Consider the following 21,029-nt stretch of genomic DNA (forward strand, 5'->3'; position numbering starts at 1 on the left):
CATATCAGGCATTTCAAAGTGCATATGCAAAATTCCATCTCGCACGACCGGAAAATTGCAGATGAGCTTTAAAGATATTATCTTTGTAGTAGCAATAATAATGAACTGTTATGAAAAAGTATTCCTTATTCCTATTATGCCTGATGGCGGCAATATCCTTGCATGCCCAACGCTTTGCCGATTATTTTGCAGATAAGACCCTGCGTGTCGACTATATCTTTACCGGAAATGCAGCCAGACAAGAAATATGCCTGGACGGATTGTCTTGTCTCCCCTCTTGGGCAGGAAGGAAGCATCATTTGTCTGAGTTGCCCTTGCAAGGAAACGGACAAATCATTATGCGGGATGCAGCCAATGGCAGCGTAATCTACAAAACATCCTTTTCTTCGCTCTTCCAGGAGTGGCTGGAAACGGATGAAGCCAAAGCAGTGACCAAAGGATTCGAAAACACCTTTCTCCTTCCCTATCCCCTTCGTCCTGCAGAAATAGAAATAACACTTCTCGACCCGCGTAGAAATGTACGGGCAAGCATGAAACATACGGTCAGTCCCGACGACATCCTGATACATCAGAAAGGTACTGCCCACATCACACCACATAAATATCTGCTGCAAAGCGGCAATACGGCCAAATGCATCGACGTAGCCATCCTTGCAGAAGGATATACTCCCGAAGAGATGCCGGTATTCTACGAAGACGCAGCCATTGCCTGCGAAAGTCTGTTTGCCCACGAACCCTTCCGGTCCATGAAAAAGCACTTCAACATTGTAGCAGTGGCCAGCCCCTCCGAAGACAGCGGAGTAAGCGTACCACGCCTCGGAGAATGGAAACGGACAGCATTCAGCTCTCATTTCAGCACATTCTATTCAGACCGGTATCTGACAACCTCCCGTGTCAAATCCATACACGATGCGCTGGCGGGAATACCGTATGAACACATCATCATCCTTGCCAATACGGAAGAATACGGAGGCGGTGGAATCTATAATTCCTATACCCTTACTACCGCCCACCATCCCATGTTCCGCCCCGTTGTGGTACATGAGTTCGGGCATAGCTTTGGCGGACTGGCCGATGAATACTTCTACGACAATGACGTGATGACAGATACCTATCCACTAGATGTGGAACCCTGGGAACAGAACATCAGCACAAGAATCGATTTCACTTCCAAATGGAAAGATATGCTTGCTCAAGGAACTCCCGTTCCTACTCCCTCTTCTGAAAGTGGAACATATCCCGTAGGCGTATATGAAGGAGCTGGCTATTCTGCCAAAGGCATCTACCGTCCGGCAGACAATTGCCGCATGCGCACCAATGAATACCCTACTTTCTGCCCGGTCTGCCAACGGGCCATCTGCCGCGTCATTGAATTTTATACTGAATAAAAACAAACTAAACTAAAAGAACTTATGATCAGACTTCAACGTATTACAACAGCTGACACAGACTTGTACAGCTACATGGAGAAATTAATGACTCAATCATTCCCTTCAGAGGAGTACCGGGAACTGGAGGAATTGCGCAAGTATACAGATACCAAAACGCACTTCTATAACAATATCATCTTCCATAACAACACCCCGGTAGGTCTCATCACTTACTGGGATTTCGGACATTTTTACTATATAGAGCATTTTGCCATTGACCCCGCACAGCGTAACGGCGGATATGGAAAGAGCGTACTAAACCATTTATGCCAACTCTTAAAACATCCCATCGTCTTGGAAGTGGAAATACCCGAAGAAGAAATGGCTAAACGCCGCATTAACTTCTATCAACGGCAAGGATTCTCCTTATGGGAAAAGCCCTACCAACAACCACCCTATAAAACAGGCGACAACTACCTGCCTATGCTCATCATGGCCTATGGAGATATAGAATGTGGAAAGGATTTTGACTCTGTAAAGGAACACATCTACCGCGAAGTATATAATGTGAAATCTTAAAAACCCAATATACTTAAAACAATAAAGGTCGTTTCAACAAATGAAACGACCTTTATTATATCATTAAACTAACTTTTACTGACGCGGTTGCGCAGAATAGTTAATCTTCAAAGCATAAGCCTTACGAAGCGCTTCTTTGATATCTGTTACGATACCCATTTTCGTATCTTGGTCAACTTTCAAAGACACTGTCATCTGCGGCTGATCTTCTTCCTTCATACTGGCACGTTCACCAATAATGTAATCTTGAATTTCAGCAACTTCAGCATAGCTGTCGTTCAACTGGATACGGCTCTCATTACCTAACTTCTTACGAAATTCGGCAGTAGGTTTTCCTACATAGATAAACGTAACCAAAGACTTCTTTTCAAGTTTCTCCAATTCTGTAGCTTGCGGAACCTTAAACTCAACCTTCAATGTTACCTCACGCATCGTTGTTACAATCATGAAGAAGAACAACAAGGTGAAGATAAGGTCAGGCAGAGAAGAAGTGTTCAACGCCGGCATTCCACGTTTACCAGTCTTATTAAATTTTCCCATTACTTCTTTTCTCCGTACTTTTTAGGTTCTGCCTCAGAAATCTTCTGAGAATAAATTTCACGAATTGCATCTTGTTGTTCCTGATCCAACTCCATATAATTCTTCTGCCACTTTTCCTGAGCCAATTCATCACGCAACTCGTTATAAGCTGCTACCAACTCATTCTGTACAGACATATATGCTTTGTATGAAGAACCACGGTCACAACGCAAAGAAATCACATGGCCTTCCGTCACTTGTACTGTACCGAAGAAAGGAACATTCTTAGAAATCTTTTCCGGTTTTGTATCTTCGTTATACGGATTGGCAATAAATTCTTTTGCTTTTGCACGCAATTGGTCAACAGTAATATAATCATTCCCGCACATTAACTGGTCCTGCATGTTCAAGAAGACTTGCAATACGTTGCGTTCCTTCTTCTTTGCATCGTCCAACTTCTGGTCCTTTTCCGGTGGAGGCGGCAAACGTCTTGCCAAACCACGGTCGGTATCCATAGATGTTGTAATCAAGAAGAAAATCAGCAACAAGAAAGCGATGTCCGCAGTAGAACTTGAGTTAATTTCAGGAACTTCTCTTTTCTTTTTAGCCATTGTAATTATATCTTTAAATTGAGTTACCTCAATTGATTATGATAATTTTTTCTTAATGCTACTAAAAATGATTGCCAAGACTGTACCAGCAAACAAGATATAGATAGAATAAAGGAACATGTCAGTAAGCTTCAACCAGAAAGGTACGTTCTCAGTTCCGCTATAACCCGGAATAACAAGTGGTTCTTCACTACCCATAGTCCAAGAAATAACAACAACTGCAACCAATATAACCAAACCAATCAAAGATTTCAACGCTGCTCCCGGATTGTCTTTCAGTGCAGCTCCAAATTGGAACAAAACACCAACCACGGTAGCAATAATAGCTACAAAGAACAGAATGTACATCAAATAAATCAATGCGTCTGTATGAGCCGGTTGCCACATTTCTGCGTCAACGCTTGCCAACACTGCATCGCCCTGAGCATCTCCACCGAAGAAGAACATGCCCAACACTACCAAGATGATAGCGAACATGACATACAGTGCATAGTATGATACTTTATATGATAACTTAGCCATCTTAATTATTTTTTGTATTTCAAGTCATATTTGATAACCATATCCAACAGAGAGATAGAAGAATCTTCCATTTCGCTGGTCAAAGCTTCAATCTTAGCCAGGATGTAGTTATAGAATACCTGCAGAATCAAGGCAACGATCAAACCGAAGATAGTTGTAATCAAGGCAACCTTCATACCACCTGCTACAACCGTCGGAGAGATATCACCTACCTGCTGGATCTTATCAAATGCCTGCACCATACCGATTACAGTACCCAAGAATCCCAAAGACGGAGCCATAGCGATGAACAGTGTAATCCAAGAGCAACCTTTTTCCAGGTAACCAGCTTGTACACCACCGTAAGAAACTACTGACTTTTCTACTACGTCGATACCTTGGTCAATTCTCATCAGACCTTGATAGTAGATAGAAGCGATAGGACCTCTAGTGTTACGTGCGATGTCTTTAGCAGCTTCAACGTCACCTTTTTCCAAAGCAGCTTCAATAGCAGCCAAGAACTTCTTTGTGTTGATTTCAGCCAAGCTCAAATAAATGATACGTTCAATACAGAATGCAAGACCGATAACCAATGCGATAGCTACCAAACTCATGAAAGATGCAGTACCTTCAATAAACTTAGTTTTGAGTTCTTTGTGGATACCACCTTCTGCAGCTTCCATTGCGGCAGGAGCAGCAGCGTCAGCAGCAGGTGCTACAGCTGCTTGTTCAGTTTGTTCAGCTGCAGGAGCATCTTGAGCCTGAGCAAGTTGAGTTGAGCCAAATGTTAAGACTCCCATCACAGCAACAATTGCAAATAACTTTTTCATTGTGTGTCTAATTTTTAAGATTAATTAATTAATTTATTTATTATAATTTGTTGTTTTATCTCCATTTTATCACACTGCGGAGAGACGGGGATTCGAACCCCGGATACCCTTTAGGGGTATACACGCTTTCCAGGCGTGCCTCTTCAACCACTCGAGCATCTCTCCAATAGACGCCTTTTCTGAAATCGGGTGCAAATTACAAAAAAAATGCGAACCACCAGCGTTTTCAGCTACAAATGTATTCTTTTTTTTGTTGTTCTGCCTCATTCTCCCCGTTTTATATTAAATAAAATCTCAAAATTAATAAACTTTAAAATCTTAAAGAGCTTATTTGAGCATTCCGAACACTTTTAAAGCGTTATCAGAAGTAACCTGGGCCACCTTTTCAGGAGAGTTCCCATAGATTCCGGCCACCTTTACCAAAGTATCCTTAACATATGCGCTTTCGTTCCTCTTGCCTCGATTGGGAACCGGAGTCAGATAAGGGGAATCGGTTTCCAGCACGATGCGTTCCAAAGGAATATTCTTCAAGACTTCGGGCAAAGTTGATTTCTTGAAAGTCACCACACCATTTATTCCTATCATGAAATCCGCAAATTCCATAATCCTGCAGGCCTCTTCCGAGGTTCCCGTAAAACTATGGAAAATTCCTTTCAAAGGAGTCTGCTGATAGAGTTTCAACACATTATATATATGGTCGAACGCTTCCCTACAATGCAGCACTACCGGCAAACCGTATTCCAAAGCCCACTCAATCTGCTTGTCCAACACCCTTTGCTGCTCTCTAAGAAAAGTCTTATCCCAATACAAGTCCATACCAATCTCGCCAACCGCAACAAATTCATTCGGTGAAGCCAGCTCCCGGGCCACTATTTCCAACTCCTTTTCATAATCCGCACCCACAGAGGTAGGGTGCAATCCAATCATCGGATAGCAATACCCTTTATATTCACGGCACACCCGAAGCATAGGTCCTATGGTGGTACTATCGATATTGGGCATAAAAATATGCGTGACTCCTGCCTCACGGGCACGAGCCATCACTTGAGGCAAATCCTCTGCAAACTCTTCTAAAAAAAGATGGGAATGTGAATCAATCAATCTCATTCTTCAACTTACTCTTTGCGTTTCTCACCGGTACGGTAATAATAGATTATTCCATAATCACGGCATAAATCCAAACGTTTCTCATTGGGAGTGACCTCCTCGAATTTCTTTTCAACCTGGTTCCATATATCCAAAATCAAACCATCTGCCTCTGCACGCATCGAAGCCAAGGTGTTCAAACTGCGGGCTGTCAAAGATTGAAGATTCTTTTGCTTCTCATAACTATCCATGAAAATATCATAATGCACCCTCACTTTTGCAATCGTAGGGTTATAAATGGGAATTCCTCCCTGGGATATACGTTTGTTTTCCCCATCCACGATTTTACGCCCCCACTCTGCCAAGGCAGGCTCTGTCGATAAATCAGGCACATTATTGTTGCTTGTGTCCAAACCGTAATATTCCTTATGAGCAATACGCACTTCAGAACGGATGACAGCTAAATTCAACACCTGGATAAAATGAGAAATATACAGACGGGCAGTCTTTACATTAGCCTGATGCTTACGTCCCGCCCGAGCCTGCCGCTCAAAACAGTCGGCATAATAAGCTTGCGCAGCTTCAAACTTTGTAAGAAAATTCCGCGCATCAGTCAACGCCTTCAAAGATACGGCCAAATCATACACATTACATATATCACCCTTGACGACCACTGCTTTCAGCGCCCGTATTCTCGCTTGATCTGTATTAGGCAATCTTCTATAAGGCATTTTCTCCCGGATTTAAAGTTATACTTCCCGATGCATCAGGTTAGCCATCAGGTTCTTCAATTCCTCTTTCTTTTCATCTGCCACCTTCACCGCCAACAGACTTTCCATTGCGCGTTCACAATACTCTTCCATCTTTTTCTCACACAGTTCCTTGACGCCAATCCGGTTATACAGTTCCGTCACCGCAGCAACTTTCTCCTCCGGGTTGAATGCAACAGCATCCACCCAAGCATTCAAGCGGGTCAACTGCTCCTCATCCGCATGTTCAAAAGCCTTTATCAGCATGTAGGTCTTTTTATTGCACAGAATATCACCTCCAATATTCTTTCCAAAGACGGCAGCATCGCCATAAACATCCAGGAAATCATCTTTCAACTGAAAAGCGACACCCAAGTTCATGCCAAAATCATACAACTGCTCCGCATCTTCAGAAGAAGCCCCTCCCAAAAGAGCGCCAATCTTCAAGCTTGCAGCCAACAATACCGAAGTTTTCAGACGAATCATTTCCAGATACTCCTCTGCCTTCACATCCTTCCGATGTTCAAACTCCATATCCAGCTGCTGTCCTTCACAGATTTCCAGTGCAGTCAGGCTAAATATATCCATCACCTCTTTCAGGTGTTCAACCGGGCATTGAGCCATAAACTGATAAGCTAATACAAGCATTGCATCCCCCGAAAGGATGGCAGCATTGTCATCCCAAACTTTATGTACCGTCTCCTTACCACGGCGACGGTCTGCACGGTCCATCAAGTCGTCATGCAAAAGAGTATAATTATGATACACTTCAATCCCCGTTGCAGGGTTAAAAATACGGGTAATATCCTCCTGATACAGATTGTAGGCCATCAACATCAATACCGGACGGATTCTTTTTCCGCCCATGGACAACACATAGGTAACGGGAGCATATAAACCTTGAGGAGTACGGGTAAACTGCAATTCTGCAATATGAGAATTTATTCTTTCTAAAAGCTCGGAAGCTGTAAACATGGCATTTTCAGAATTTAGGGAATAGCGGATAATGAAAAGAGGCTGCATTCCGGCAGCCTCTCCCACTTATAGATATTTTATTACTGCAATCTAAACATTACAGGCACGGTATACTTAACACGAACGGGTTTACCACGCTGCATACCGGGTTTCCACTTCGGCATGCCCATAATCACGCGGACAGCTTCTTTGTCCAAATACGGGTCAACGCCTCTCAGAACTTTAGCATCTACGATACTACCGTCCTTATTAACCACGAACTGTACAGTTACACGGCCTTGAGTTCCGTTTTCCTGTGCAATAGTAGGATATTTAATATTCTTGCTCAAATACTGCATCAAACCAGCCATACCACCATTCGGGAACTCAGGCATCTGTTCTACCACCTCGAAGATAGTCTGTTCTTCCGGTTCTTCCTCTTCCACTGCTACGGGAACATATTTGATTTCCACAGCCTGGTTCAATTCTTCAGAAGATACAATGGCCGTTTCTTCCACGTCAGCATCGTCTTCAACGATAGTCAACGTCTCTGCAATTGAAGGGGCTTCGGGAGGCGGAGGAGTAACCTGCTCCGGCTGTTCTGTAATAGGGATGATTTCCTCTTCAAAAAATACGTCGGTAATAGCCTGGCTCGTGTCAATCTTGATGTCACGCTTTGTCCACTCGAACGCAACAAACATGAAAGCGAGCACGATTACATAACCGACAAGCAGCCAAGTCGACTTCTTACTCTCCAGGTCTGCCTTAGGTGATTTCTTAATTTCCATAATTTATAATATAATTTTAGTGTTTCTCATTTGGGGCAAATATAGCACTTTTCCCAAGAATGTTCACGCTCTGCTGTTTTTTTTTACACAATAGGCGCTCCATTTTCATTTTTTTAATCCTTCAAAAACCTCCATGTGCTTTTGTGCCACAAATGTAACGAGATATTTTAAAAATACCGTATCTTTGGCAAGAATTTTAAATGAAATATTGAAATTTTCTGTTTTGCAGGTGTTATACCTATATAACTATAGCATAAAAGTCATGAAAAAGATAACAATAGCAATCGACGGTTTTTCCTCTTGCGGGAAAAGCACTATGGCCAAAGACCTCGCCCGCGAAATCGGTTACATATATATAGATAGTGGTGCCATGTATCGGGCAGTAACATTATATAGTATAGAGAATGGTATTTTCCAGGGTGACCGCATAGATGCCGAAAAACTGAAAAGTCTAATAAAGGATATACATATTTCTTTCCGCCTGAACCCCGAAACCGGACGCCCAGATACCTACCTGAACGGAGTAAATGTAGAAAACAAAATCCGTACCATGGAAGTATCTTCACGTGTCAGCCCCATTGCAACATTGGATTTCGTACGCGAAGCTATGGTAGCACAGCAACAAGAGATGGGCAAGGCCAAGGGTATCGTTATGGATGGGCGCGACATCGGCACTACCGTTTTTCCGGATGCCGAGCTGAAAATTTTTGTAACCGCCACCCCCGAGATACGGGCACAACGCCGCTATGACGAACTAAAGGCCAAAGGGGAAGAAGCCAGCTTTGACGAAATTCTGGAAAATGTGAAACAACGGGACTATATTGACCAAAACCGGGATGTAAGTCCGCTGCGCAAAGCTTCTGACGCTTTATTGTTGGACAACAGCCACCTGAGCATTTCCCAACAAAAGGAATGGCTGGCGGAACAATTCGAACGGGTTATAAAGGAGAAGAACTGAACCGGATATGGCAAAAGTAGAAATAGACGAAGGCTCCGGCTTCTGTTTCGGAGTTGTCACCGCAATAAACAAGGCAGAAGAGGAACTGGCGAAAGGAGGAACCCTCTATTGTCTGGGAGACATCGTGCACAACAGCCGTGAAGTGGAACGCCTGAAGGCAATGGGGCTGATTACCATCAACCATGAGGAATTCAACCACCTCCACAACGCCAAAGTGCTGCTGCGTGCTCATGGAGAGCCCCCTGAAACTTATGACATTGCCCGCCGCAACAATATAGAAATCATTGACGCAACCTGCCCGGTCGTACTCCGCCTGCAAAAGAAGATTAAGCAAGAGTACGTCCAGGAAGACAACCGCGACAAGCAAATTGTCATCTATGGCAAAAATGGACACGCCGAAGTACTGGGTCTGGTAGGACAAACCACCGGAAAGGCCATCGTCATCGAAAAGCAGGAAGAGGCAAGGAAACTGGATTTCAGCAAAGACATCCGTCTCTACTCCCAGACCACAAAGTCTCTGGACGGATTTCAAAACATTGTGAAATACATAGAGGGACATATCTCACCGAAAGTCACTTTCGAGTCCTATGACACTATCTGCCGACAAGTAGCAAACCGGATACCTAATATCCGGAAATTTGCAGCTTCCCATGATTTAATATTCTTTGTCAGCGGCAAAAAAAGCTCTAACGGCAAGATGCTGTTCAGTGAGTGTAAAAAAGTCAATGCCAATTCACATTTGATAGACAGTGCCGAAGAAATAGATAGTTCTCTGTTAGCCGGTGCCAATTCCATCGGTGTCTGCGGAGCCACTTCCACCCCCAAATGGCTGATGGAAGAAATTTCAGAAGCCATAAAGTCAAAACTTAAATAACAGTTTGTCATCCTTTTGGAACAGCAAATTAACGTAATTTATTAGTCACCGCCTCAGCTTTTTACTATCTTTGCGGCATGAAAAAATAGTCCAAATCTATTTTTCATCATGATTATTAATACTAAACAAAAAGATTGTTATGGGAACAGTTAAGTGCATTGGTATCTTGACATCAGGAGGTGATGCTCCGGGAATGAACGCAGCCATACGTGCCGTGACACGTTCGGCTATTTACAACGGACTTTCAGTTAAAGGTATATATAGAGGTTACAAAGGTCTGGTAACCGGCGAAATCAAAGAATTCAAAAGCCAAAATGTCAGCAACATCATCCAGCTGGGTGGTACAATCCTGAAGACAGCCCGCTGCAAAGAGTTCACGACTCCCGAGGGCCGCCAGATTGCTTACGACAACATGAAGAAAGAAGGCATTGACGCCTTAGTGATTATCGGAGGCGACGGTTCGCTGACCGGTGCTCGTATCTTTGCACAAGAGTTTGACGTGCCTTGTATCGGGCTGCCGGGAACTATCGACAATGACCTTTATGGAACAGATACCACTATCGGCTACGACACCGCGCTGAACACGATCCTGGATGCTGTGGACAAAATCCGTGATACAGCCACTTCCCATGAGCGCTTGTTTTTCGTAGAAGTCATGGGACGCGATGCCGGTTTCCTCGCTCTGAACGGCGCCATCGCCTCCGGAGCAGAAGCAGCCATTATCCCGGAATTCAGTACGGAAGTGGACCAACTGGAAGAATTCATCAAGAACGGTTTCCGGAAATCCAAGAACAGCAGTATCGTACTGGTAGCCGAGAGTGAACTGACCGGCGGTGCAATGCACTATGCAGAGCGTGTAAAGAACGAATACCCCCAATATGACGTACGCGTAACCATCCTCGGTCACTTGCAACGCGGCGGTAGCCCTACGGCACACGACCGTATCCTTGCCAGCCGTCTGGGCGCAGCCGCCATCGACGCCATCATGGAAGGACAGCGCAATGTCATGATAGGCATTGACCACGATGAAGTGGTATACGTTCCCTTCACGAAGGCCATCAAGAATGACAAACCCATCAAGAAAGACCTTGTAAATGTATTGAGAGAACTGTCTATCTAATGACAGACAGTTCAGATACCCCATAAACAGAGAAGGCGACATATGCGCCTTCTCTGTTTTTTACAACCATTTTTTCACTATACTTTCCGTCCTCTCCCACAGTTCTTCCATCTGTACATGCCGGGTGTACTTCTCCGAAAGAGACTTGGGACGGCAACTGGCATTCAATGTCCCCGTACGTTTACCGGCATCCTCATCCAGCAATAAGCCGACAGCTGTTGCAGCTCCCTTACGGGGAGTACGGATAAAAGGCCTGAAAAGTATATCTGTCAGCGGGTCAAACCACATATGCATGGTGATGATATTGGTAGACACAATCCCCGGGTCGGCCGCATTCACAACAATACCTTTGTGTTTGACGCGACTGGCCAAGTCGATGGTGAACAGAGTCAATGCCAGCTTCGTGTTGCTATATATAGGAATGCGCCAAAAGCCACCCTTCCTTCCCCGGAGGAAAAAATCCGGAAAGTCAAGATGACCGATGGCATACGTACAAGATACCATATTCACAATACGGCTCCCCTCTCCCATCAATGGTAGCAGCTTGCGGGTCAGCAGGTAAGGCCCTACATAATTGACACTCACCGTCCGTTCCAGTCCGTCTTCGGTAATGCGGCGTTCCGTTTCCATGGTTCCGGCATTGTTCATCAGCAACGCCAACGGCTCTCCCCGCTTCAACAGATGCTCTGCAAATGCGGCCACTGAAGCCAGAGATGCCAAATCAATGGGAGCAGTCTCAATACGCGGATTACCGGTTTCACGCATCAGTAGTTGCCGCTTGGGTTCGGCAGCTTGGGGGTCACGGCATGCCATGATGACCTGATAGCCGGCAGTTGCCACTGCGCGGGTAATTTCCATGCCCATGCCACCGTCTGCCCCGGTTATAACAGCTAAATTCACTTTAATAATTAAAAATTGAAAATTAAAAACTAAAAATCAGCCTTTCGCTTCGATTTTCTCTATCTCCCTTTTCAGACAAGGTGGAAGCTCCTCCTTCAAATGCTGATGGCATGCCATCTCGATGGAATACATCCGGGCAATGCAATAATTACTATGCCGGCAGTTGCAACGTGCATTCTCTTCGGCACGCATGCGGTTGACAAACCCCGGCTCATTGAGCAGAGCGCGTGCCATTTGCACAGCCTCGAAGCCGTCATCCAGCACCTCATCTATCTTGTCCCTGGAAACCAGGCCACCCACATAAACCAACGGTATCTTCAAGGCGGCACGGAATTTCAAGGCATCTTCCAGGAAATAAGCTTCCTTAAACGGTACGCTCGGTATCATCCATTTGCCTACCATGCGTACACCGTATTTCAACCACCAGCAGGTCATGTAATGCGTCATGCTGCGGATAGGCATTTCGCCCCGCATGACATACATCGGCGCCTTACTGACGAACCCACCGCTCAAGACCAGCGCATGTGCTCCCGACTGCTCCAGCCTGCGCGCCACCTGCATCGTCTCGTCCAGCTCCATCCCTCCACGGAAACCGTCGCGCATGTTCATCTTCACCAGCACAGCCATATCACTGCCGGCAGCCTTCATCACTTCTTCCATCACCATATCCATAAACCGCATACGGTTCTGCAACGAGCCCCCGAATTCGTCTTTCCGATGATTGGTGGACGGGGACAAGAACTGGCTGATGAGATAACCATGCCCTGCATGAATCTCTACAGAATCAAATCCGGCCTCCCGTGCCAGATTCACCGAGCGTCCGTATGCACGCGCCATCTCCGGCAGCTCATCGGCACGAAGTCCGCGCACAAAGGTAGGAGAATAAAGATTGAATCCGGAAGATGCGCCGACGGGCATACAACCGCAAATACTTTTATGGGACATGTTGCCACAGTGTCCCAACTGGATGCCTGCCGCAGCCCCTTCCGCATGTATGGCATCAGTCAGCCTACGGAGTCCGGGGATAATCTCGGGACGCATCCACAACTGGCGGTCAAAAGACAGGCCGCTCTGAGTAACTGCCGCATAAGCAACAGTAGTCATACCTATACCTCCCGCCGCTACCGACCGATGATAGTCGAGCAACATGTCCGACGGAGCGTTTCCGGGACACATGCTCTCGAAAGCAGCCGAACGGATGGTACGGTTACGCAAGGTCAACGGTCCGAAAGTGACGGGTGTGAATAACTTGGATTCCATCGTTATGAGTTATGAGTTATGAATTATAAGTTATGAATTATTCATTTTCCATTTTCAACTTTCCATTTTCCATTAATAAAGAAATGGAATGATGCGTTTGCGCTTTCCTACCGCCTCATCGCCAAACTCCTCCCGATAATGGCAGTGAATGGCATCGGCACGGGGAACAAGGTTGGCAAACGTCCACCAGACGAACACCCAGGCGGCGGGAGAAGCTGTGAGTATGGCAAACCCCGTCCATTCCACCAGTTCACCGAAGTAATTGGCAGAAGTGACGTATCGGTAAAGTCCTTTTCCGGGAAGATAATGCTTCGTATCACCCGGCTTACGCAAATGACGTATCACATAGTCGGAATGCAAATTGATGAACATACCCGCAAAAAACAGAATGACTCCCAACAAGGCATGAGGTTTCAACAAATAGGCCCAGCCATCGGCATACAAGCCTTCGGGAGCGAAATAGAACAAACCGCCCGCCTGCATCATCCCGTTCAAAAGGTTGAAGACGATACCCATCGCCATAATAGCTACCGGCATCCGGCTTTTACCTTTCAGCAGGAACGGAAAAATAAAGGCCCGCTGAAGATAGTGCAACTGAAACAGCAGGAAGAAGAAATATACCGGCACGGCAAATCCCGCTCCACTCTTCCCCCACAACCCAAACATGACGATGAATACCGGCGCTTCCATAAGCACCCACGCCAATTTATTATTGATGGAGATTCCCCACGAGGCAGTACGGAACATGCCATAACCCGCTTTGACAAAATAGAGTGCAATAAAGACAACCAATGCCACAGCACTCATTACCCACAGAAATATCTGAAAAGTTTCCTGATTCATAGTTCTTTATTTATGCGAAGCAAAGATAAAGAAAACTCACAACAAACAAATCGTTTTCCCCGGATAATTGTTTTTTCATGCAAAAACCAGTGTTTTTTACTGAGAAGATTAAGCAGTAGAGATACGAAAATCTAATCGTTCCATCATGGAGTAAATTTCATTCCACCATGGAGAAAAAATCGTTCCACCATGGTGGAACGATTTTTCCCCCGTGATGGAACGATTTAAAAGATACAAGTCTAATCCTTACCGTTTCTTAATGGGCACATAAGCCACCTCATCCAAAACATTCTTATAGGCAGGACGGATAATACGCTTACCTTCAAAGTTCAATTCTTCATTGCGATGTGCACACCAACCGACAATACGTGCCATGGCAAACAAAGGCGTGAAGATTTCCTGCGGCAGCCCAATCATCTCGTAGACAAAACCCGAATAGAAATCCACATTACTCGAAACCGTCTTGCCATTATTCTTCACACGGCCAAACACATCAATGGCGCGCTCCTCGAGCAGTTCAAGGAAAGCGAACTCGCGTTCTTTCCCTTTTTCGCGGGCAAGGTCGCGGGCAAGCTCCTTCAGCAGAATGGCGCGCGGGTCGGAAATGGTATAGACGGCATGTCCGATACCATATATCAAGCCGGTCTTGTTATAGGCTTCCTTGTTGAGCATGCGGGTGAAGTAAGTATCAATCTCATCCACGTTCGTCCAGTCCTGAATGTTTTCCTGCAGATGGTGGAACATATCGGCAACCTGGATATTGGCACCTCCATGAAGCGGCCCTTTCAAGGAACCGATACCTGCCGCTATCGAAGAGTAAGTATCCGTCCCGGTAGAAGAAGTGACGCGTACGGTAAAAGTGGAGTTGTTACCACCACCGTGCTCGGCCTGAAGAACCAGCAGCAAGTCGAGCGTGCGGGCATCCAGCTCCGTGTAGTCCTTCTTCAGCATATAGAGGAAATTCTCGGCAATGGAAAGGTTTTCCTGCGGATGGCGGATATGCAGCGAACGGCCATGGGTGGCATGGCGAAGCATGTTATAGGCATACGCAATGATGGTCGGGAATTTCGAAATAAGCTCAATGCTCTGCCGCATCAGATTATCGCGGGAAGTGTCATCTGCATCAGGGTCAAAACGATACATCTCGAGCACGCTGCGCGCCAGGATGTTCATAATGTTGTTTCCTTCGAGTTCAATGATATTCATCTTGGTCTTCTGCTCCAGCGGCATGTTGTCGTTGATGAGTTCACGGAAAGAAGAGAGTTCTTCCTTGTCGGGCAGGCGACCGGAAAGCAACAAGTAGGCAATTTCCTCAAAACCGAAACGCTTCTCTTTGATGATGGCGTGTGCCAAGTCATCCACATCATAACCGCGGTAGAACAATTTGCCGGGAATAGGCTTCAGCCCTCCACCGGGGATGCGTTCATAGCCGACCACATTGCCTATTTTGGTCAACCCCACCAAGACTCCCGTGCCGTCCTCATTACGCAAACCGCGCTTCACATCAAACTTCCTGAACAGTTCATTCTCAATCCGGGTAGCTTCCTTCAAATCTTCGGAAAGCTTGTAAATCAGGTACTCCTTCTTCATAATCGTTTCGTTTTATTCGTTATTCCCATTTTCTATTCTTCCTACAATCTCCCGGGTGAAAGCCGAAGTGGACAGCGAGACGCCACCCGGCATAAAACGTGCCAAGTCGGCAGTAGCACGGGCTTCGGTGAAACTCTGCTCCAAAGCTTTCTCTATAAGAGAGGCAGCTTCCTTCCAACCCAGATATTCAAGCATCATCACAGCGGAAAGGATGATGGAACAAGGATTCACAATGTCTTTCCCGGCAATGTTCGGAGCCGTCCCGTGAGTAGCCTCAAAGATGGCATGCCCCGTTTTATAGTTGATATTCGCACCCGGTGCAATGCCGATGCCGCCTACCATGGCAGCCAGTTGGTCGGACACATAATCGCCGTTCAGATTCAACGTGGCAATCACGGAATATTCTTCGGGGATAAGCAACGTGTTCTGCAAGAATGCATCGGCAATGCAGTCCTTGATGACCAGACGCCCTTCTGCCAGTTCTTTACCAAACTCACGTTCTGCCAGTTCGTACCCCCACTTCTTGAAGCCACCTTCCGTAAATTTCATGATGTTTCCTTTGTGTACCAACGTCACGGAAGGCAGATGATGCTCAAGGGCGTATTGGCAGGCGGCACGCACCAAGCGCTCTGTTCCTTCTCTCGAAACGGGCTTCACGCCAAACGAGGAGGTTTCGGGAAAACGGACTTTTGTCACCCCCATGTCATCACGGAGAAAACGATAGAACTTTTCAGCCTCCGGAGTTCCGGCTTCCCATTCGATGCCTGCATAAATATCCTCGGTATTCTCACGGAATACGCACATATCCACCTTCTGTGGCTCTTTGAGTGGAGAAACAATGCCCTTATACCAACGTACCGGACGTTGGCAGACATACAAATCGAGCGTCTGACGCAAGGCTACGTTCAAGGAACGGATACCTCCACCGACGGGAGTTGTCAAAGGACCTTTGATGCCCACCTTATAGGTGCGGAAGGCTTCCATGGTTTCGTCCGGCAACCAGGAGCCGGTTTCGTGGAAAGCACGTTCTCCTGCCAGCACTTCTTTCCATTCAATGCCACGCCGGTCACCATAGGATTTCTTGACAGCGGCATTCACGACAGCCTGCATGGATGGGGTCACTTCTGCTCCCACTCCATCGCCGGTAATAAAAGGTACAGTAATTTTTTCCATATTCTATCTTGCATTAAGTGCAGAACCGGCCCGGAACCAGGCTATCTGCTGTTCGTTATACGTATGTTGTACTTCAAAACTTTCTTTACTCCCGTCCTCGTGATGAAGAACCACCTTCAACGTACGTCCCGAAGCAAAATCTTTCAACCCCATGACAGAAATCAGGTCGCGTTCCCGAATCTTGTCATAATCGGCCTTATCCGTAAAGGTCAGCGCCAACATGCCTTGTTTCTTTAAATTCGTCTCATGGATACGGGCAAAGCTTTTCGCCAAAATGGCGCGTACATTCAGGAAGCGTGGTTCCATGGCAGCATGCTCACGGCTGGAACCTTCACCATAATTCTCTTCGGCAACGACAATGGAAGGGATGCCTTCTGATTTATACAGCTTCGCAGTGCCTGACACTGTTCCATAGGTATTGGTGGAGCGGTTCCAAACCTTGTTCGTCTCTCCATTGAAAGCATTGACAGCCCCCATCAGCATATTGTCCGAAATATTCTCCAAATGTCCCCGGAAACGGAGCCATGGCCCCGCCATAGAGATGTGGTCGGTGGTACATTTCCCTTGCACTTTAATCAATAAAGGCATATTCAGCAAGTCCATGCCATCCCAGGCAGGGAAGGGAGTCAGCAGTTGCAAGCGCTGTGAATGAGGATTGACCGTAATTTCCGTCTGTCCTTTGCCTGGAGCAATGTATCCTTCCTTTCCTCCTATAAACCCGTGTGCCGGCAGTTCTTCACCGACCGGTTCGGACAGTTTCACAACCTCTCCTTTGGCATTGACCAGCGTATCCCTCAACGGGTCGAAACAAAGGTCACCGGCAATGGTCAGCGCCATCGTTATCTCCGGGGAAGCGACGTAAGCAAAAGTGTTGGGATTTCCATCGGCACGTTTGGCAAAATTACGGTTAAAAGAGGTGACGATGGAATTTTTTCGTTCAGGGTCATCAGTATGGCGCTTCCACTGGCCAATACAAGGTCCGCAGGCATTCGCCATTATCGTTGCGCCAATATCTTCGAAAGCGGCAATCATGCCGTCGCGTTCAGCAGTGGCACGTATCTGCTCCGAACCGGGGTTGACAATCAGCGAGGAAGCAACCTTCAAATTCTTTTCCTTTACCTGCCGGGCAAGGGAGGCTGCGCGGCTCAAATCCTGATAGGACGAATTGGTACACGACCCTATCAGGCCGACTTCCATCCGGCGGGGATAGTTATTGGTTATCACTACCTCGGCAAATTTCGATATCGGTGTTGCTGCATCCGGCGTAAAGGGCCCGTTGATATACGGTTCCAACAGCGAGAGGTCTATTTCAATGATGCGGTCGTAATATTTTTCCGGATTTGCCAGCACTTCGTCGTCGGCGCGAAGGTCGGCAGCTACGGAAGCAGCCATTTTTGCCACTTCTTCACGTCCGGTAGCCTTCAAATAAGTACCCATGCGCTCATCGTAAGGGAAAAGGGAGGTAGTCGCCCCCACCTCTGCCCCCATATTGCAGATGGTAGCCTTTCCAGTGGCAGACAATGAAGCGGTTCCCGGTCCAAAATATTCAATGATGGCATTGGTTCCCCCTTTTACAGTAAGAATACCCGCCAACTTCAGAATAACATCTTTGGGAGCTACCCAGCCACTCAATTTACCCTTCAAGTGTACGCCTATCAGACGCGGCATTTTCAATTCCCATTCCATGCCAGTCATCACATCCACCGCATCGGCACCACCCACACCAATGGCCACCATGCCCAAACCTCCGGCATTGGGCGTATGAGAGTCCGTGCCTACCATCATTCCACCCGGAAATGCGTAGTTCTCCAATACCACCTGGTGAATAATGCCTGCTCCCGGCTGCCAAAAACCTATGCCATAGCGGGAAGAAACATCACGGAGAAAATTATAGACCTCCTCGTTGGTCTTCGTAGCAGTCGCAACATCTTCTTTTGCACCTTTATATGCTTGAATCAAATGGTCACAGTGCACAGTGGAAGGCACGGCAACCTGCTCACGGCCTGCATTCATAAATTGCAATAAGGCCATTTGAGCCGTTGCATCCTGCATGGCCACACGGTCGGGACGGAAATTCACATAGTCTTCTCCCCGTCTGTAGTTCTTCACTTTATCCCCATCATACAAATGAGCATACAAAATTTTCTCTGCTAAAGTCATCGGACGCCGCAGTACGTTCCGTACGCGTTCTATCTTCTCCGAATAAGCGGCATAAAACGTTTTGAGCATCGTTAAATCATATACCATAACCACTATTTTTTAGTTTTTCATTATTGTAAAGATTACAAATTAATATCATAAACAAATAAAAAGGCTGAATAGTTTAACAAAATAAAGCATTTTTTCTGTCGGAAGCGAAGAATGATTACCTTTGCAACCATGAAGGAACAAGATTCAAATAGTCCTATTATTCACCTCCAGCAGCAACAACTTTTGCTGCGCATGGAATACGAATACGAAAAAGAGGAATTCAAACGCCAAACCGAAAACATGGGGGTTGCCCGGAAAGTGAAACGGGGACTTTGCTGGTATCCTGCCACTCCGGGACGAAGTTACTATAATTCACTGAATCAATTAGTAATAGAAATTACACACACAGAAAATACCGATATAGAACATAATTTTGAGTTCGGCCGTCCCGTATGTTTTTTCCGCCAGTCTGCCGATGGAAAAATAACCTATATGAACTTCACCGCTACCGTAAGCTATGCCGACGAGACACGGATGGTAGCGATAATGCCCGGAGCCGGTGCCGTGATGGAAGTGCAGGAAACGGACAACCTCGGCGTGCAACTTTATTTCGACGAAACATCCTATCGGACCATGTTCGAAGCCTTGGAAGATACGTTACGCTCCAAAGGCAACCGCCTGGCCGAATTGCGGGACATATTGCTGGGAACCTCGAAAGCCGGTTTCCGAGAGCTCTACCCCGTACGGTTTCCCTGGCTGAACTCCACGCAGGAGACAGCTGTAAACAAAGTGCTGTGTGCCCGCGACGTGGCCATTGTACATGGTCCTCCGGGAACCGGAAAAACGACCACCTTAGTGGAAGCCATCTATGAAACCCTGCATCGGGAACCGCAGGTACTAGTATGTGCCCAAAGCAATACTGCCGTCGACTGGATTTCGGAAAAACTTGTGGACCGTGGCGTCAATGTCCTGCGTATCGGCAATCCGACCCGTGTCAACGACAAGATGCTTTCCTTTACCTACGAGCGTCGTTTCGAGAACCATCCGCTTTATCCGGAACTGTGGAGCATCCGGAAAAATCTCCGTGAACTGGGCAGCCGTGCCCGCCGTGGCAGCTATGACGAACGCGAAGGAGTACGCAGCCGTATGAGCCGCCTGCGCGACCGCGCCACCGCATTGGAAATACAAATCAATGCAGAGCTTTTTGATGGGGCACACGTCATAGCCTCCACGCTGGTAAGCAGCAATCACCGGCTGCTGAACGGACGCCGTTTCGGCACCCTTTTCATTGATGAAGCAGCCCAGGCCTTAGAGGCTGCCTGCTGGATAGCTATCCGAAAAGCAGACCGCGTGGTATTGGCGGGTGACCACTGCCAACTTCCGCCCACCATAAAATGCCACGAAGCCGCCCGTGGAGGTCTGGAACGAACATTGATGGAGAAAGTGGTGTCCAACAAACCTGCCGTTGTCTCTTTGCTGAAAGTGCAATACCGCATGCACGAGGAAATCATGAAATTTCCTTCCCAATGGTTTTATAATGGCGAGTTGGAAGCCGCTCCCGAAGTGCGTTACCGGGGCATCCTGGACTGGGATACCCCCATCCACTGGATTGACACCTCCGAAATGGATTTCAAAGAAGAATTTGTGGGAGAGACTTTCGGACGCATTAATAAGGCGGAAGCGGACCTGCTCCTATCAGAACTGAAAATCTACATCAACCGTATCGGTGGCAACCGCATTCTGGAAGAAAAAATAGACATCGGCATCATCTCCCCTTACAAGGCACAAGTGCAATATCTCCGTAGCAAGATAAAGGCAGACGCTTCACTCAAGCCTTATCGCAGCTTGTTCACTGTAAATACGGTGGATGGCTTCCAAGGGCAAGAGCGCGATGTTATCTTCATCAGCCTTGTCCGTGCCAACGAAGAAGGACAGATAGGATTCCTGAATGATTTAAGGAGAATGAATGTAGCCATCACCCGGGCACGTATGAAGCTGGTGATATTGGGAGAGGCAGAGACGCTGAAACATCACGGTTTTTACCGGAAGCTATTGGAGTTTATTCAAAATATAGGGAATCAATAATAAAGAAATACCCCCTCCGGTAACACCGAAGAGGGTATTTCACCTATTT

The 21,029-nt window shown here is 46.7% G+C and carries 20 protein-coding genes and 1 tRNA gene; 6 read left to right on the plus strand and 15 right to left on the minus strand.

Annotated features, from left to right (window positions below):
* Positions 1-110: 110 nt before the first annotated feature.
* Positions 111-1,388: an IgA Peptidase M64 gene (locus tag DWZ03_RS07165; protein ID WP_016272989.1), complete on the plus strand. Its 1,278-nt coding sequence runs from the start codon at positions 111-113 to the stop codon at positions 1,386-1,388.
* Positions 1,389-1,412: 24 nt separating this feature from the next.
* A complete protein-coding gene (locus DWZ03_RS07170) occupies positions 1,413-1,949 on the plus strand; it encodes a GNAT family N-acetyltransferase (RefSeq protein ID WP_005827111.1) in 537 nt (178 codons plus the stop codon).
* A 75-nt stretch (positions 1,950-2,024) separates the two neighbouring features.
* Here DWZ03_RS07170 and DWZ03_RS07175 read toward each other — a convergent pair whose 3' ends face one another.
* The 9 genes from DWZ03_RS07175 to DWZ03_RS07215 form a co-directional block, all read right to left on the minus strand.
* Positions 2,025-2,489 (minus strand): ExbD/TolR family protein, encoded by a 465-nt coding sequence (locus tag DWZ03_RS07175; protein WP_005827114.1) that lies wholly within the window; start codon positions 2,487-2,489, stop codon positions 2,025-2,027.
* A complete protein-coding gene (locus DWZ03_RS07180; protein ID WP_005827116.1) occupies positions 2,489-3,079 on the minus strand; it encodes an ExbD/TolR family protein in 591 nt (196 codons plus the stop codon). Before DWZ03_RS07180 ends, DWZ03_RS07175 begins: the two co-directional genes overlap by 1 nt.
* 36 nt (positions 3,080-3,115) lie before the next feature.
* Positions 3,116-3,601: a hypothetical protein gene (locus DWZ03_RS07185; RefSeq protein ID WP_005827118.1), complete on the minus strand. Its 486-nt coding sequence runs from the start codon at positions 3,599-3,601 to the stop codon at positions 3,116-3,118.
* 5 nt (positions 3,602-3,606) lie between these two features.
* Positions 3,607-4,410 (minus strand): MotA/TolQ/ExbB proton channel family protein, encoded by an 804-nt coding sequence (locus tag DWZ03_RS07190; protein WP_009037966.1) that lies wholly within the window; start codon positions 4,408-4,410, stop codon positions 3,607-3,609.
* 77 nt (positions 4,411-4,487) lie between these two features.
* A tRNA-Ser gene (locus DWZ03_RS07195) sits at positions 4,488-4,575 on the minus strand.
* Between the two features lie 162 nt (positions 4,576-4,737).
* Positions 4,738-5,517: a TatD family hydrolase gene (locus tag DWZ03_RS07200; protein ID WP_117749852.1), complete on the minus strand. Its 780-nt coding sequence runs from the start codon at positions 5,515-5,517 to the stop codon at positions 4,738-4,740.
* Between the two features lie 8 nt (positions 5,518-5,525).
* Positions 5,526-6,227 (minus strand): hypothetical protein, encoded by a 702-nt coding sequence (locus DWZ03_RS07205; protein WP_057087216.1) that lies wholly within the window; start codon positions 6,225-6,227, stop codon positions 5,526-5,528.
* Positions 6,228-6,245: 18 nt separating this feature from the next.
* A complete protein-coding gene (locus DWZ03_RS07210) occupies positions 6,246-7,220 on the minus strand; it encodes a polyprenyl synthetase family protein (RefSeq protein WP_034525526.1) in 975 nt (324 codons plus the stop codon).
* An 80-nt stretch (positions 7,221-7,300) separates the two neighbouring features.
* Positions 7,301-7,987, minus strand: a complete 687-nt coding sequence (locus DWZ03_RS07215) for an energy transducer TonB (protein ID WP_005827130.1) — start codon at positions 7,985-7,987, stop codon at positions 7,301-7,303.
* A gap of 262 nt (positions 7,988-8,249) precedes the next feature.
* Between DWZ03_RS07215 and cmk the strand changes: the two genes are divergently transcribed.
* The 3 genes from cmk to pfkA all read left to right on the plus strand — a co-directional run bounded on the left by cmk (position 8,250) and on the right by pfkA (position 10,939).
* The gene (gene cmk, locus DWZ03_RS07220; RefSeq protein ID WP_034525522.1) at positions 8,250-8,945 is read left to right on the plus strand and encodes a (d)CMP kinase; all 696 of its coding nucleotides are present in this window, start codon (positions 8,250-8,252) and stop codon (positions 8,943-8,945) included.
* 7 nt (positions 8,946-8,952) lie between these two features.
* Complete coding sequence (locus DWZ03_RS07225) at positions 8,953-9,819, plus strand: 4-hydroxy-3-methylbut-2-enyl diphosphate reductase (protein ID WP_005827134.1); 867 nt, start codon at positions 8,953-8,955, stop codon at positions 9,817-9,819.
* Positions 9,820-9,958: 139 nt separating this feature from the next.
* On the plus strand, positions 9,959-10,939 hold the full coding sequence (gene pfkA, locus DWZ03_RS07230; protein WP_005827137.1) for a 6-phosphofructokinase: 981 nt from the start codon (positions 9,959-9,961) through the stop codon (positions 10,937-10,939).
* Between the two features lie 60 nt (positions 10,940-10,999).
* Here the strand turns inward: pfkA and DWZ03_RS07235 are convergent, their stop codons facing one another.
* From DWZ03_RS07235 to DWZ03_RS07260, 6 genes are all read right to left on the minus strand, one after another.
* Positions 11,000-11,839 carry an SDR family oxidoreductase gene (locus DWZ03_RS07235; protein WP_005827139.1) on the minus strand — a complete coding sequence of 280 codons (840 nt, stop codon included), beginning with the start codon at positions 11,837-11,839 and terminating at the stop codon, positions 11,000-11,002.
* Positions 11,840-11,875: 36 nt separating this feature from the next.
* The gene (locus DWZ03_RS07240) at positions 11,876-13,099 is read right to left on the minus strand and encodes an NADH:flavin oxidoreductase (RefSeq protein WP_008664036.1); all 1,224 of its coding nucleotides are present in this window, start codon (positions 13,097-13,099) and stop codon (positions 11,876-11,878) included.
* A gap of 72 nt (positions 13,100-13,171) precedes the next feature.
* Positions 13,172-13,942 carry a DUF1295 domain-containing protein gene (locus tag DWZ03_RS07245; RefSeq protein WP_016272993.1) on the minus strand — a complete coding sequence of 257 codons (771 nt, stop codon included), beginning with the start codon at positions 13,940-13,942 and terminating at the stop codon, positions 13,172-13,174.
* A gap of 246 nt (positions 13,943-14,188) precedes the next feature.
* Positions 14,189-15,532: a citrate/2-methylcitrate synthase gene (locus tag DWZ03_RS07250; protein WP_009037962.1), complete on the minus strand. Its 1,344-nt coding sequence runs from the start codon at positions 15,530-15,532 to the stop codon at positions 14,189-14,191.
* Between the two features lie 12 nt (positions 15,533-15,544).
* On the minus strand, positions 15,545-16,705 hold the full coding sequence (icd, locus tag DWZ03_RS07255; protein WP_005833125.1) for an NADP-dependent isocitrate dehydrogenase: 1,161 nt from the start codon (positions 16,703-16,705) through the stop codon (positions 15,545-15,547).
* A gap of 3 nt (positions 16,706-16,708) precedes the next feature.
* On the minus strand, positions 16,709-18,952 hold the full coding sequence (locus tag DWZ03_RS07260; protein WP_057087214.1) for an aconitate hydratase: 2,244 nt from the start codon (positions 18,950-18,952) through the stop codon (positions 16,709-16,711).
* A gap of 132 nt (positions 18,953-19,084) precedes the next feature.
* Between DWZ03_RS07260 and DWZ03_RS07265 the strand changes: the two genes are divergently transcribed.
* A complete protein-coding gene (locus DWZ03_RS07265) occupies positions 19,085-20,980 on the plus strand; it encodes an AAA domain-containing protein (RefSeq protein ID WP_057255858.1) in 1,896 nt (631 codons plus the stop codon).
* Positions 20,981-21,029: the final 49 nt, after the last annotated feature.

Origin of the sequence: Bacteroides sp. AF29-11 (assembly GCF_003602895.1) — a bacterium.
GTDB lineage: Bacteria > Bacteroidota > Bacteroidia > Bacteroidales > Bacteroidaceae > Bacteroides > Bacteroides uniformis.

Bases quoted from the DNA above. Each gene is read 5' to 3' on its own strand.
- DWZ03_RS07245 (WP_016272993.1), bottom strand. From the start codon at position 13,942: ATGAATCAGGAAACTTTTCAGATATTTCTGTGGGTAATGAGTGCTGTG.
- DWZ03_RS07180 (WP_005827116.1), bottom strand. From the start codon at position 3,079: ATGGCTAAAAAGAAAAGAGAAGTTCCTGAAATTAACTCAAGTTCTACT.
- DWZ03_RS07260 (WP_057087214.1), bottom strand. From the start codon at position 18,952: ATGGTATATGATTTAACGATGCTCAAAACGTTTTATGCCGCTTATTCG.
- cmk (WP_034525522.1), top strand. From the start codon at position 8,250: ATGAAAAAGATAACAATAGCAATCGACGGTTTTTCCTCTTGCGGGAAA.
- pfkA (WP_005827137.1), top strand. From the start codon at position 9,959: ATGGGAACAGTTAAGTGCATTGGTATCTTGACATCAGGAGGTGATGCT.
- DWZ03_RS07210 (WP_034525526.1), bottom strand. From the start codon at position 7,220: ATGTTTACAGCTTCCGAGCTTTTAGAAAGAATAAATTCTCATATTGCA.
- DWZ03_RS07265 (WP_057255858.1), top strand. From the start codon at position 19,085: ATGAAGGAACAAGATTCAAATAGTCCTATTATTCACCTCCAGCAGCAA.
- DWZ03_RS07170 (WP_005827111.1), top strand. From the start codon at position 1,413: ATGATCAGACTTCAACGTATTACAACAGCTGACACAGACTTGTACAGC.
- DWZ03_RS07200 (WP_117749852.1), bottom strand. From the start codon at position 5,517: ATGAGATTGATTGATTCACATTCCCATCTTTTTTTAGAAGAGTTTGCA.
- DWZ03_RS07185 (WP_005827118.1), bottom strand. From the start codon at position 3,601: ATGGCTAAGTTATCATATAAAGTATCATACTATGCACTGTATGTCATG.
- icd (WP_005833125.1), bottom strand. From the start codon at position 16,705: ATGGAAAAAATTACTGTACCTTTTATTACCGGCGATGGAGTGGGAGCA.
- DWZ03_RS07240 (WP_008664036.1), bottom strand. From the start codon at position 13,099: ATGGAATCCAAGTTATTCACACCCGTCACTTTCGGACCGTTGACCTTG.
- DWZ03_RS07165 (WP_016272989.1), top strand. From the start codon at position 111: ATGAAAAAGTATTCCTTATTCCTATTATGCCTGATGGCGGCAATATCC.
- DWZ03_RS07215 (WP_005827130.1), bottom strand. From the start codon at position 7,987: ATGGAAATTAAGAAATCACCTAAGGCAGACCTGGAGAGTAAGAAGTCG.
- DWZ03_RS07225 (WP_005827134.1), top strand. From the start codon at position 8,953: ATGGCAAAAGTAGAAATAGACGAAGGCTCCGGCTTCTGTTTCGGAGTT.
- DWZ03_RS07175 (WP_005827114.1), bottom strand. From the start codon at position 2,489: ATGGGAAAATTTAATAAGACTGGTAAACGTGGAATGCCGGCGTTGAAC.
- DWZ03_RS07190 (WP_009037966.1), bottom strand. From the start codon at position 4,410: ATGAAAAAGTTATTTGCAATTGTTGCTGTGATGGGAGTCTTAACATTT.
- DWZ03_RS07205 (WP_057087216.1), bottom strand. From the start codon at position 6,227: ATGCCTTATAGAAGATTGCCTAATACAGATCAAGCGAGAATACGGGCG.
- DWZ03_RS07250 (WP_009037962.1), bottom strand. From the start codon at position 15,532: ATGAAGAAGGAGTACCTGATTTACAAGCTTTCCGAAGATTTGAAGGAA.